Consider the following 12,649-nt stretch of genomic DNA (forward strand, 5'->3'; position numbering starts at 1 on the left):
GTCACCGGGACATCATGGTCGACTCCGCAGGAGCAGTCACATCGGCCGGCCCCAGGGCGGGGCGGCAGGCCGAGCTCGCACAGCGGACGATCTGCGACGCGCCATCGCCTTCCTACGGCCCCACACCCTTCCGCGGTCGCGCCGAGCCGACACCTGACAAGCAGTGCGCCGGGCGGACCACCACTGCGCCCGTGCGGCCCAAGCCGGCGAACAGTGCGCGACCGGCCGCACCTTACTCTCGGTCGACCACGGGGCACGGCTGCCGGCGTGGCTGTCCGGCAGTGGTCAGCGCGGGGTTGTCCGAGGCCGGGTGCGGGATACGGATCATGTCCTCTCACAAGATCTCCGCTACGGCGTGTGCCTGGACCCGGCGGGGGTGCTTCACAGCACCGATTGGGCGTCGCTCGCCCATGCCTATGGCCCGGCTGCGACCACTGCGGACGATCTGTGCGGGCTGCTGGAGGAGGATTCTGAGGTCCAGGCCGCGTCGCTGGGCCGGTTGGAGATGTCGGTGCTCCACCAGGGGTCGCTCCTACTCCGCGACCGCGCCCGCGGCCCTGTACATTGCCGGGATTCTCCCGCATCCGCGTACGCTGGCCGTTCACGAGAGCTTTTCCCGTGGGACGACCGCAGGCGGCTGCTCAGGGCAGCGCTGCTGGAATGGCTTGGAGAGTTCGCCGAGTCCGCGGCCTGGGAAGAGCAGGCTCCGGCTGGTCCGCAGGACGCGGACGACGCCGACGCCCTGGAGGCCGTGCGTGCGTGCCGGGCTGTCCGGCCGCAGATCTTCGACGCCATCACGCCGTTTCTGGACGACCAGGACGAGACGGTCCGGGAGGCGGCACTCGGCGCCGTGACGCATCTGCTCGCGGCCGACGACCTCGCCGATCGGATACCCGCTGCGGCCGACCGGCTGGAGCACATGGCCCGTGGCGGGGGAGAGCACCGCGAGCGCGTCGGTGCGCTGCTCACCCTGGCCAGCTGGGGACGGGACACCGCGATGCTGCTCACCGATGATTAGGGACAGGAGGTGAATGGCCAGCCGGTTACCAGGTGACAGGGAGCGCCTCGACGCCGTAGACCGTCGAGCCCTGGCGGTAGCGGAGGGCGGCTTCGGGGACGGCGAGTCGGAGGGTGGGGAAGCGGCGGAGCAGGGCCGGCAGGGCGATTTTCAGTTCCAGTCGGGCCAGTTGCTGGCCGAGGCACTGGTGGGTGCCGAAGCCGAAGGACAACTGGGCGACCGGGCGGCGGCGGAGGTCGAGGTCGTCGGGGCGCTCCGGGACGAGGGCGGGGTCGCGGTTCGCGGTCAGGGGAGAAAGCAGTATCTGCTCGCCTTCGGCGATTCTGTTGCCGTTGAGGTCGACGTCGGCCACGGCCGTGCGCAGGAGCGGTGCGGGGATGGCGAGATGGCGCAGGAGTTCCTCTACGGCTGTGCCGGTGACCGTGGGGTCGTCGCGGAGGGCGGCGAGTTGATCCGGATTGCGGAGCAGGGCCAGCACGCTCAGGGCAAGCATGGTCGCCGTGGTCTCGTGTCCCCCGACGAGGAGGGTGGTTGCGAATCCGATGAGTTCGTCGTCGGTGAGCTCCGCGCCGTGCTGCCGCACCACCGTACCCAGCACTCCCTCCCCGGGGATGGCCCGGTTGCGGGTGACGATGTCCGCCATGGCCGCGTTCAGTTCGGCCGAGGCGGCCACCAAGCGGTCGGCGTCGGCCGTCCCGTCCATGATCACCTGGGAACAGCGCTGGAACATGGACCGCGTCCCGTACGGGACGTCGAGCAGTTCGCAGATCGCCAGTGAGGGGATGGGCAGGGCGAACGCCTCGACCAGGTCGACGACGGGTCCGTGTTCCATCATGGCGTCGAGGTGATCGGAGACCATCGTCTGAATCGCGGGCCGCAGTTGTTCGACCTGGCGGACGGTGAAGCTGCCGGTGAGCATGCGACGGAGGCGGGTGTGCTCCGGACCGCTGTAGGCAGGCAGGAAGCCTGGGTGGTTGAACAGGGTGCGCGGCAGCGTCGGGTCGATGCCATTGCCCGTCACCAGGCGCTCGTCCGCGAATGCGGCCCGGACGTCGCCGTACCTGGTGATGACAACGGCTTCGATCTCGCCGCGCACCGGATGGAGGACGCGCAGGCGCGGCAGGCCGTCCTCCTCGCGCATGCGGAGGAGGTCCGGTGACGGGTCGAACGGGCAGGTCCGGTCCCGTTCGGAGGCTACGAAGGACGCTGAGCGGTGATCGGGCATGGTGCATGCTCCTCAGCTGATCGATCCTGGGGACGCCGTCTTGTTGTGGTGGCGAGCGTCGGCCTACACGCGGTACCGGGTGGAGGTGTGGTGCCAGTCGTAGGCGCCACGGATCGTGGTTTGCAGTGCCTCCGTGCAGTAGCGCTGCAGCAGTTTGCGTTCGGTCGGGTCTAGGTGGCTCGTCGCCGTTGCGTCGAGAAGGGCGCGGTGGGCGCTGGCGAACAGTTCCATGGCTTCGCTCTGGCGGCGGAGGACCTTCTCGATCGCTTCCAGCCGGGAGAGCCCGTGTTCCCGTTCCAGGCAGAGCACGAGGTTGTTCGGCTCCCCCAGAGCCGCGTCCTTGTCCAGGGAGACGATGTCGTTGTCGCAGATGATGAACGTCTTCGTCATCTCACGCATGATCGACAGGTGCGGCAACGCGTACAGGTGGTCAGGGAGGACGCACGAAGACAGGCGCTCGGCAAGGTCGATGACCGGTGCCACGCCGATGGTGTGGCGCCGGACGCGCAGGTACGTGCCCAGGGACATGGGGGTCTCGGCCTGCCGGCTGCGCGCCTCGTGGACGTGGTGGTCGAGGTAGGAAGACCAGTGGACTGCAGATCGCTGGATCCAGTCCTCGGGCATGTCCTGGCAGCTGCGTCGTCGCATGTCGGCGAAGGCACTGGCCAGGGGGAACGGGGACGTCTCGCTGGTGGTGCCCTCCTTGACGAGTTCGACGAGGTAGCGGACTCGCTCGGGCGACCGGCCCCACTCCTCGTCGAGCGCGTCGTCGAACAGGAAGTACCAGCTCTGCTGGTCGACTCCGAGGTCCAGTTCGTCTCCGGTCGCGTTCGGATAGAACATGGCCGCGATCAGCGGGAACTGGCCCTTGAGATGGTGGGCCTCCTCCGCTTCCGAGGACAGGAAGCCGAAGGACTTCGGCCAGGCGATGTGGCGGTCGTGGGCGGCTCGGAAGTCCGGACTGATCCGGCGGGGAAAGGGGACAGGAACCGGGGCCGCGAGCCCAGGGTTGTTGTCGGTCACGGACCCGGGCACGGGCACGGAAGGCTCTGCCGTCGATGTCATGGTGTGGCGGACCTCCAGAAGCGGGGCCGGTTCAGCAGGTAGGCCAGGGTGAGACGCGCATGGGCAGCGCATTGGGCCGGATCAGCGCTTGGACCACCGGCCGGACCCGGCGCCCCTCGACCGGCTGCGGTCGCCACCGCGAGACGATCGAGCGGAGGACGACCAGCATCTCGGCCATCGCGAAGTGGTCCCCGATGCACTTCCGGTTGCCGAGTGCGAACGGGACATAGGCGCCCGGTGGAAGGTCCCTCTCGGTACGGCTGAGCCACCGGTCCGGGTCGAATCGCAGGGGGTCCGGGAAGTACGCCGGGTCCCGGTGCATCGTCACCGCGCTGTAGATCAGCTCGGCCCCCTGCGGGAGCTCGACACTGCAGACCCGCACCGGCTCCAGGACACGCCGCATGAGCAGCCAGTTGGGCTGGTGCAGGCGGAGCACTTCTTGGAGGAACCGGTCGGTGAAGGGAAGCGTCGCTGCGCTGGGCAGGACGCCTGCGGGCAGCGCATCGCACTCGGCCCTGATCTGATCGGTGATCTCCGGGCGCCGGCCAAGTTCGTAAAGCGCCCAGGACAGGGTGGTCGACGTGGTTTCGGCACCGGCCATGAGCAGGGACAGCAGTTCGTCGCGGGCCTCCACGTCGGTCATCCCCTGCGGATTCCCGGGGGTGCCGGCGAACATGATCGACAGCAGGTCGCCGCGGTCGGTGGGATCCTGCCGAGCCTGCCGGACGGCGTTGTCCGCGAGTTCGCGCAGCGCCGCGGCTGCGGACAGGTATTTGCGATGTCCCAGCGCGGGCGAGGACGCGATCGGCGCGGGCAGGACGGTGCCCACGAAGACCCCACGCATCACCGTGGTCAGGTGCTCGGCGACCTGCTCCCCAAGCTCGGCCACGGCTGCGGCGCCGTCCGGTCGTTCAGTGCTGAAAAGGGTCGCGACGAGCATGGCCGTCATCATCCGACGCATCACCAAATCCATGGCGATCACCTCGCCCGGGCGCCAGGCCGACACCTGCTCCTCGGCGATGTCGGTCATCGTGCCGATGCACGCGGCGATGCTGTCACGGCGGAAAGCGGGCTGGAGCGCACGCCGCTGACGTCGGTGGAAATCCCGCTCAGACGTGATGATGCCGTTCCCGATGAAAGGCCGCGCGATGTCGAACAGCAGCCCTTTTTCGAACTTCCTGCTCTGCGTCACGAGAACGTCGTGGACGGCCTCCGGCGAGTTCAGGACGAACACCGGCCGATTCCCGAGGAATATCCTGATGATGCCGCCCTGAACCCTGACCGATTGCAGGAAGTCCACTCGCTTGACGGCCAGCTGTGGCAGGTGGCCGAGTAAGGGAAAACGGCCCGGCGCGATGGGCGCCGCCACTGGAGCAGTGATGGAACGCACGGCCCTGCACCTCCCTGAAGTGTAAGCTCGAAAAGTTGCTCGTCTTTGGAAAGTTCACTCGTCCGCGGCGCACCGTGATCATCGCCCGTCGCCTCCGGAGAGGTCAAGGGTGCGGCTGAAAATGCGCGGCCGGAGGATTGGGAGCCGAAGGATGTGAATTCCTTCTGAATTCAGCCCGAAACTATCGGCCGTGCTGCTATGGGCGGCAGGCAGCACCGTAGGCAATGAAATTTGGACCTGCAAGTCCAAGGCGCTTGCGGCGTCGGCGAGTTGGCGACCACCGCCTGTGGGCGACCTGCTCTCCTCCTTTCCGGAATTTCACGTGCCGGCAACCCGCCCGCGCGTGTCTTCGGCAGCTCGACGTCGGCCGACGCGTGGAGCGGAGCCGCAGGCATCACTGTGCTCCACTGCTGCATGAGCGTGGTCGTGCCCGTCCGGACTCACCAGGCAACAGCACCTCGGAGATCTTCGGCGACTTGCGGCACCACGGCGCGAGGATCTTCGAGGGGAACCGCTTGTGCTCGCCGGTGGCGTCGTCGACGCGTCGGTCGTTCACTCGTGGGGCGCTGACCTCGACCGGGCCGGCGGCGGTGACGACGGCGCGGGGTCGGTGGTGGCCGTTGCGGACCACCAGGCGCCGTCCGTGCTCGTCGGTCTCCGCGGCCAACTCGGCTATGTACTGGTTGACTTCCGCCTCCAGTGCGGCGGCGATCATCCGGCGGGCGCCTTCGCGGACGATCTCGTCGATCAGGGAGCCGGACTGGGTGGAGCCGTCGTCGGTGACTACGCTGAGCAGTCGGGTAGCCGGGACGCATTGCTGCGTCCCGGCCCCCTCAGTACCGGACGTGCGAGTCATCCCCGCATCCGGCTCAAGCTGGCCTGTGGCTGCCGGTGGGTGTCATGCTTCCGGTCGCCAGCGTGTACCTGGCGATGACAGGTCGTGTGAATCAGTTCCAGGTTGCTCGGGTGGTCGCTGCCACCCTTGCTGCGGTAGGAGCGGCGGCGAGGTTGCGGCGCTCCTTCTCCGCGTGCGTCACCCTGGGTCCCACCTACCCCGCAACGTAGATGGGCACATCAGTCCTGCCAGTCGCCACACCTACCATTCCTCCGGGCGCCCCGAGCCAACAACCGGGACGGCTCACCAGGAACCAGAGGCGACCTCAGGACCGGCAACCGCTCGGCTGCCACAGGCCCCGGGGGCCGCGGGCGGGCGGGCGCGGTGCGCTCCTGGTCGACGGAGACTGAGTTCCTGCTGGCCGGCGGGAAGCGCAAGGTGCGCCCGGACGGCGTGTGGCAGGCTCCGGAGACCGGGGTGCCGGTGTTGATGGTGGAGGTCGACCGCTTCGGCATGGCCCGGGCCCGGGTGGCCGCGAAGTTCACCTCCTACCGCGAGCTGTTCCGGACCAAGGTCTGCGACAGCGACGTCGGCCGCGCATCGTTTTGGACTTGCTGGTCCATTTTCAGCTGCCTAGCGTGCTGACCGTTCCCCCGTGACGAACCCGCACAGGAAGGTGTCATCATGCACGCGATCCGCATCGAGGAGCACGGTGGTCCCGAGGTCATGCGCTGGACCGAGCTGCCGGACCCGATCCCACGCCCCGGCGAGGCGCTGGTGCGGCTGGGCGCCGCCGGCGTGAACTACATGGACGTCGGAGCCCGCGCTGAGGGCGGCCCGGGCTGGGCGGCTCCAGCGATCCTCGGCGCCGAGGGGATGGGGTACGTCACCGCCCTCGGCGAAGGAGTCAACGACCTCGCGGTCGGCGACCGGGTGGCCTGGTTCTACCACCCAGGCAGCTACGCGGAGCTGCTGGCCGTCCCGGCCCACTCGCTGGTCAAGGTTCCCGACGGCATCGGTGACGAGACGGCTGCCGCCGTGATGATGCAGGGCCTGACCGCCAGCCACCTGAGCACCGAGACCTACCCGATCGGGCCGGGCGACACCGCCGTGGTGCACGCGGCGGCGGGCGGCGTCGGCAGGCTGCTCACGCAGATGATCAGGACGCGCGGCGGCCGGGTGATCGGCCTGGTCTCCCGCGAGGAGAAGGCCCTCGTAGCGAAGGAAGCCGGCGCCGACCACGTGCTGGTCCACTCCGGCGGCGGCTTCGAGGAGCGGATCCGGGAGCTGACCGGCGGCCGCGGCGCCGACGTCGTCTACGACGGCGGAGGCACGGGCACGTTCCGCTCCTCGCAGCTGGCCCTGCGCCCGCACGGGGTGCACGCGTACTACGGCCCCTTCATGGGCGTACCGGCGCTGCGGCCCACCGACCTGCCCAACAGCATCCTGCTGACCTATCCCGTGGTGCACCACCACGTCGCCACCCGCGAGACCCTGCTGCAGCGGACCGGCGAGGTGTTCGACCTGGTCCTGGACGGGCGAATCACCTCGCACGTCACCGGCCGCTACCCGCTCGCCGAGGCGGCCCGCGCCCACGCCGACCTCGAGTCGCGCCGCACCACCGGCAAACTGCTGCTCCTGCCCTGACCCGCCGTCACCCGGTCGGCTCCGCCCGCCGCGCCCGATCCGCTTGAATGGGACCCGACAGCTCGTACCGGGAGGATCCATGCCGCTGACCCGCAAGGGCACTGCGACCAGGCAGCGCATCGTCGAGGGCGCCGCCGACCAGATCCGCGAACAGGGGGTATTCGCGGTGCGGCTGGAGGACGTCATGGCCCGCACCGCGACCAGCAAGAGCCAGCTCTTCCACTACTTTCCCGGTGGGAAGGACGAACTGCTGCTGGCCGTGGCCCGCCATGAGGCGGCCCGGGCGATCGACGACCAGCAGCCGGAGCTCGGCTCCCTCACCTCCTGGGCCGCCTGGGACCAGTGGCGCGACAAGGTCCTCGCCCGCTACCGCACGCAGGGCAGCGACTGCCCCCTCCATGCTGCCTTCAACCAGCTGGGCGGGACGAGCGACGCCACCAGGATCGTGGCGGGCGAACTGCTCGGCCGGTGGCAGCACCAACTCGCCGCGGGAATCCGCCACATGCAGGGCAGCGGCGAGATCGCCCCCGACCTGGACGCCGAGCGAGAGGCCGCATCCCTGTTGGCCGGCATCCAGGGCGGCGTGCTGATCCTCATGACCACGGGCGGCTCCACCCACCTGCAAGCCGCCCTCGACGCGGGCATCGCCCACCTCCGCGCCTCCGCCCGTCGTGACCACTGAGAACTCTGCGACAGGACGAGAACGCGCAACCCTCCCAGGGCCGACGGCCGGGCTGCCACGGACGGACCGCCGAAACTGCTTCCCGGCAAAGTGGGTGCAGGCAGCAGCAAGACCCCATGGACCCAGCGCGTCCACAGCACGGCCGGCACGCATCCGGACACCCCGGCGACCGGAATCACCGGGTGCACTATGTACTGCTGCGCATGCGCGACCAAGGCCGGCCCGACACCCTCGCCGCGATGTCCTTCCAGAACGACGGTGTGGATCCCGGCCGCGCGGCAGGAAGCCAGAATCTGGTGGTCCGGCGGATCCGCCAGCAGGACCACCTTCTCCACGGTCACATGACAGATGGGCCAGCATGCCGCAGCGAAGCACAGTTGAGCCGGCGGCTCCGCTCAATGCCCGCCGGCTTCGGGTCTGTACGGTGACCGGTGTATCTCCCGATCAAGGAAGAGCACCTGATAAGCGACGTGATCGTCTCGGTTGAGGCGGTTGAAGAGGTTCGGCCGACTGAGCTGTCGGCGGACGTGCTGGACGAGCAGTTGATCGGGCAGTTGGTCGACCGGGCCCGGGCCAGCGGGCTCCAGTTGACCGGCGAGGGCGGGCTGCTGCAGCAGCTGACCAAGCGGGTGCTGGAGTCCGCCCTGGAGGGCGAGATCACCGACCACCTCGGCTATGAGAAGCACGACCGGGCCGGTGCGGGTAGCGGCAACAGTCGCAACGGTGTCCGGGCGAAGACGGTGCTGACCGACGTCGGGCCGATCGAGATCGAGGTGCCCCGAGACCGCGAGGGCAGCTTCGATCCGCAGATCGTTAAGAAGCGCCAGCGGCGGCTGACCGGCGTCGATGAGATGGTGCTGTCACTGTCCGCCCGGGGTCTGACGCACGGTGACATCTCCGCGCATCTGGCCGAGGTCTACGGGGCGAGCGTGTCCAAGTCGACCATCTCCACCATTACCGACAAGGTCATGGACGGGATGGCTGAGTGGCAGAACCGCCCGCTCGACGCGATCTACCCGGTGATCTTCATCGACTGCATCCACGTGAAGGTCCGCGACGGGCAGGTCGCCAACCGGCCGATCTACGTCGCCCTCGCGGTGACCGTGGACGGCACCCGCGACATCCTCGGGCTGTGGGCCGGCGACGGCGGCGAGGGAGCCAAGTACTGGCTCCAGGTCCTGACCGAGATCAAGAACCGCGGCGTCGAGGCAAGGCCGCGGAGTTAAGCCCCGCCCGGGTCCGTCAAGAGAGTGATCTCGGCCTGGACTGCAGGCATGGGGATGGGACCTCCGGTAGAGCAAGGGATCGACCAAGATCTGCTTGCTGAAGAGGTCCCGTTGACTGACCAGTCTGCCATCACTCGGCCCGATTGCCTTGGAGGAGACGGAGGTTCCGTTCTGGCTCCGGGTCACTTGGGCGATCTCACCCGTTACCTTCCCGTCGAACTCGTGGACGCGGTGCTCGAGGAGAACCGCGCCGTGGAGCGTCGCCGACGGCTCCTGCCTTCTCGCGTCGGGGTGTACTTCGTCCTGGCCCTGGCGCTGTTCCCCGCCCTGGGCTACCTGCGTGTCTGGGACAAGCTGACAGTCGGACTCACCCGGTCACGGATTGCGCGGCCGAGCGAGAAGGCCCTTCGCTACCTTCGGCGGCGCGTGGGCCCGGCTCCGCTCAAAGCGCTGTTCGAGGTACTGGCCGGGCCACTCGCGCAACCCACCACGGTCGGCGTCCGCTACCGACGTTGGCGGACCGTGGCTTTCGATGGGTGCAGTTCGCTGAAGGTGCCCGACTGCGAGCGGAACCGGGCCTGGCTCGGCAAGATCCAAGCTCGGTTGGGATGGGCAGGCTACCCGCTCCTCCGGCTGATGACGCTCTGTGAGACCGGATCCCGCGGCCTGCTCGGCGCGGTGTTCGGGCCGACGAGCGACTACGAGACCACCTATGCGCGCCGCCTTCTGCGGTTGGTGAACGCCAGCATGCTCGTGCTCGCCGACCGGGGCTTCGATGCGGACGACTTCCTGGCGGACACCGCGGCCACCGGAGCTCAGTTCGTCATCGGCATCACCGCTCGCCGCCGTCCTGCGATTCTCGCTGTGCTGCCCGACGGCTCGTATCTCACCCGGCTGGGCAGGCTCAAAGTCCGCGTCATCGACGCGACGATCACCATGACCACGGACAGCGGCCAGACGCTCTGCGAGCACTACCGCATCGCCACCACCCTGCTCGACCATCGCAGTGACCCCGCCGAAGCGCTGGTCCGGCTCTATCACGAGCGCTGGGAGGTCGAGTCCGCCTACTACGCGCTGCGACACACTCTGCAGGAGGGTCTCGTGCTCCGGTCACAGGACCGCGCCGGCCTAGAGCAGGAACTGTGGGCACAACTGATCGTCTACCAGCTCCTGCGGACGGCGATGGTCGACGCCGTGGAATCATGTCCGGGCACCGACCCGGACCGCGCCAGCTTCACCATCGCCTTGGAGACCGCACGCGACCGGATCATCCTCGCTGACGCAACCGCCGGACGAAGCGTTCACGATGAGCTGGTCGGTGCCATCGGCCTGGCCGTGCTGGACGGCCTTCTGCCACCGAGACGGCCTCGCACCAGTGCCCGCTCAGTCAAAGCTGGACGCACGCGATACCCCACCAACCCCGCAGAGCCCCGTCCTCGCAAGAGCAGGGCGATCACCGGCCTCGTCGTCAAGCTCCGCGCGGCTCCCGAGGCCCCACCCCGACCATCAGACGGCAGCGGGGACCGGCGCAAGACTGTCACTGGGATTCGGCCCATGGGCGCCGGCAACCGAAACCGGGCCTTCCACCTCATGGCCGCCGAGCCCGAACGATCCTGGCGACCCCGCGAAGTCGCCATTGCCCTGGGCATCCACAACTACGCGAGTTTCGCGACCCAGATGACCCAGTGGGCCACCGAAGGCCTCCTCAAGAAGATCGCGTACGGGGCCTACACCCTCGCCGATGCATGGAAGAAGACGACGTTGACGGACCCGGGCGGGGCTTAACTCCGCGGCCTTGCCTCGACGCCGCGGTTCTTGATCTCGGTCAGGACTTGGAGCCAGTACTTGGCTCCCTCGCCGCCGTCGCCGGCCTCGACGGCCTCCACCGGCTCCTTGTGCGGGCGGGGCACCCGGGGATGACGCTCCCGCTCCACGAACTGGGCGAGCGCGGCCAGGCCCTGGGCAAACCGGTCCGCGCGGGACACCGCCGGCTTCGCCTCGGCCGCGGCCTTCGCAGCCACCAGCTTGGCGTCGGCCCCGATGCCGATCGCCGCGAGCAGGTCCTGCTGGTCCTCGGCCAGGTCTGGCCAGGCGGCCCGCTGTGCCTTGACCCAGCGGCCGAGTTGCTCGCCTTCGTACACCGGGTCCTGGGGCAGGGTGGTCCAGTCGACCAGGCCGTCGGACTCCAGCCACCACTGCCGGGCGGTGGTGTATGCGCGCTGCCAGGTGATCGGCCAGGCCGGGCACCAGAACAGGTCGATCTCCTCCAGCGCCCGCCGCCGCTCCGGTACGAGCGCGCCCGGCAGCTGGCTGCTGGCCCGTGGCGCGCAGCTCCGAGAGCCACGTCCCGATCGCGTAGCCGCCGATGGAGGCCCGCGCCGGCGCCGCCAGGCGATGACGGTGATGAGGATCTTCGGAATCCCGCTGACCCTCATCACCGTGGTGCCGTTCAGGGATGGGTCAGACCTGGTTCCAGTTGGAGCGGAAGTCGGTGCCGATGATCCTGGTGGAGCCGGCGAGGAGGGCGAGCAGGGCGCGGATCTGCGCGCGGTTGTTGTAGACGACGTTGGTGAGTCCCACGTGCACGGTGTAGGAGACGGTGGGGTCCTGGTTCATCCGGAAGAAGGCGTTCGACAGGCCGCCCCAGCTGTTCTCGGCTTCCTGTTCGAAGGGGGTGAGGCCCTGGGTGACAGCGTTCCGGTCGGCGAAGGCGTTGTGGTAGTGGCGCTGGATACCAGGGAAGCGGGCCGCCTCCGAGAACATGTTGATCATCTGCAGGAGCGCCGAGGCGGTGCGGGCGTTGATCTGGGCGTTGGTTCCGACAAAGGAGTCCTCGGGGGTGGTGGCCAGGTGGAGGATCTGATCCCAGATGTTGTCGTAGCCGATGCGCATGGTGTAGCGGGTGTCGGCGCCGGCGACGTTGGTCAGGGACTGGTAGTTGCCGCCGAAGCGCAGGTTGCGGGCGGTGTAGCCGGACGGCAGGAAGGAGCCGTAGGTGTCCTCCTGCCAGTCGTTGAACATGTAGGCGTTGCGGGAGAAACCAGGGCTGAACCCGACCAGGTACAGGTCGGTCGCCTGGAAGAACAGCGAGACGTGCTGATCCACACCGCGGTGGTCGGGGATCCTCAGCGTGAGCTTGTACAGCGCGCGCTGGCTCTGGGTCTGCTGGCCTCCGTCGCTGGCCGGGACCGCCACCACGTTGCGCAGGTCCCGGATGGTCGTGTCGTAGTCGTCGGCCAGCGTCGGGCCCAGCGAGTTGATCGGGATGGGCCACCGTCCGGCGTCTTGTGTCCCCTCGGGGATCGCCGCCACCGCCGTGCCGCCTGCGGCGACCACGCCGCCCATGGAGATCGACAGTGCGAGCGCGGCGGCTCCCGCCAGTCGTCCCACCCTTGAAACAGCCATCACAAACCTCCAACGCCACTACGGGGACCCGCCTGCCGACGGGGCGTTCACCACAGTGACCCACGGGCCCCGAACCGCGCATCGGTCATTTGACTCAACCGCCGCGGACCCCTCTCTGTCAGCCTTGGGTGAGACGTCCCGCTTTGTCGGGTTAGC

At 68.7% G+C, this 12,649-nt stretch carries 9 protein-coding genes and 4 pseudogenes; 6 read left to right on the forward strand and 7 right to left on the reverse strand.

Annotation, left to right across the window (positions count from 1 at the left end):
* The first annotated feature begins 376 nt into the window (after positions 1-376).
* A complete protein-coding gene (locus tag F7Q99_RS28235; protein WP_153466790.1) occupies positions 377-1,018 on the forward strand; it encodes a hypothetical protein in 642 nt (213 codons plus the stop codon).
* Positions 1,019-1,043: 25 nt separating this feature from the next.
* On the opposite strand, the gene F7Q99_RS28240 is transcribed toward F7Q99_RS28235, so the two are convergent.
* From F7Q99_RS28240 to F7Q99_RS43755, 5 genes and pseudogenes are all read right to left on the reverse strand, one after another.
* Entirely contained in the window at positions 1,044-2,243 is a 1,200-nt protein-coding gene (locus F7Q99_RS28240) for a cytochrome P450 (RefSeq protein ID WP_153466791.1), read from the reverse strand.
* 63 nt (positions 2,244-2,306) lie between these two features.
* Positions 2,307-3,278 (reverse strand): terpene synthase family protein, encoded by a 972-nt coding sequence (locus F7Q99_RS28245; protein ID WP_195911283.1) that lies wholly within the window; start codon positions 3,276-3,278, stop codon positions 2,307-2,309.
* Positions 3,279-3,339: 61 nt separating this feature from the next.
* Positions 3,340-4,698 (reverse strand): cytochrome P450, encoded by a 1,359-nt coding sequence (locus F7Q99_RS28250; protein WP_153466793.1) that lies wholly within the window; start codon positions 4,696-4,698, stop codon positions 3,340-3,342.
* 451 nt (positions 4,699-5,149) lie between these two features.
* Positions 5,150-5,494, reverse strand: a pseudogene (locus tag F7Q99_RS28255) (transposase); the annotation flags it as partial.
* A gap of 56 nt (positions 5,495-5,550) precedes the next feature.
* Positions 5,551-5,679, reverse strand: a pseudogene (locus tag F7Q99_RS43755) (HNH endonuclease); the annotation flags it as partial.
* Positions 5,680-5,917: 238 nt separating this feature from the next.
* Here F7Q99_RS43755 and F7Q99_RS28265 point away from each other — a divergent pair.
* From F7Q99_RS28265 to F7Q99_RS28285, 5 genes and pseudogenes are all read left to right on the forward strand, one after another.
* Positions 5,918-6,178 (forward strand): replication-relaxation family protein, encoded by a 261-nt coding sequence (locus F7Q99_RS28265; protein WP_153466794.1) that lies wholly within the window; start codon positions 5,918-5,920, stop codon positions 6,176-6,178.
* A 39-nt stretch (positions 6,179-6,217) separates the two neighbouring features.
* Complete coding sequence (locus tag F7Q99_RS28270; RefSeq protein ID WP_153466795.1) at positions 6,218-7,180, forward strand: quinone oxidoreductase family protein; 963 nt, start codon at positions 6,218-6,220, stop codon at positions 7,178-7,180.
* 79 nt (positions 7,181-7,259) lie between these two features.
* Positions 7,260-7,862: a TetR/AcrR family transcriptional regulator gene (locus F7Q99_RS28275; protein ID WP_153466796.1), complete on the forward strand. Its 603-nt coding sequence runs from the start codon at positions 7,260-7,262 to the stop codon at positions 7,860-7,862.
* Between the two features lie 470 nt (positions 7,863-8,332).
* Positions 8,333-9,070 (forward strand): annotated as a pseudogene (locus F7Q99_RS28280) (IS256 family transposase); the annotation flags it as partial.
* Positions 9,071-9,142: 72 nt separating this feature from the next.
* The gene (locus tag F7Q99_RS28285; protein WP_407697889.1) at positions 9,143-10,873 is read left to right on the forward strand and encodes an IS4 family transposase; all 1,731 of its coding nucleotides are present in this window, start codon (positions 9,143-9,145) and stop codon (positions 10,871-10,873) included.
* Between the two features lie 269 nt (positions 10,874-11,142).
* On the opposite strand, the pseudogene F7Q99_RS43875 reads toward F7Q99_RS28285, so the two are convergent.
* Positions 11,143-11,523 (reverse strand): annotated as a pseudogene (locus tag F7Q99_RS43875) (helicase associated domain-containing protein); the annotation flags it as partial.
* Between the two features lie 25 nt (positions 11,524-11,548).
* Positions 11,549-12,493, reverse strand: a complete 945-nt coding sequence (locus tag F7Q99_RS28295; protein ID WP_153466799.1) for a ribosome-inactivating family protein — start codon at positions 12,491-12,493, stop codon at positions 11,549-11,551.
* Positions 12,494-12,649 lie beyond the last annotated feature (156 nt).

This window comes from Streptomyces kaniharaensis (assembly GCF_009569385.1).
Taxonomy (GTDB): Bacteria; Actinomycetota; Actinomycetes; order Streptomycetales; family Streptomycetaceae; genus Kitasatospora; species Kitasatospora kaniharaensis.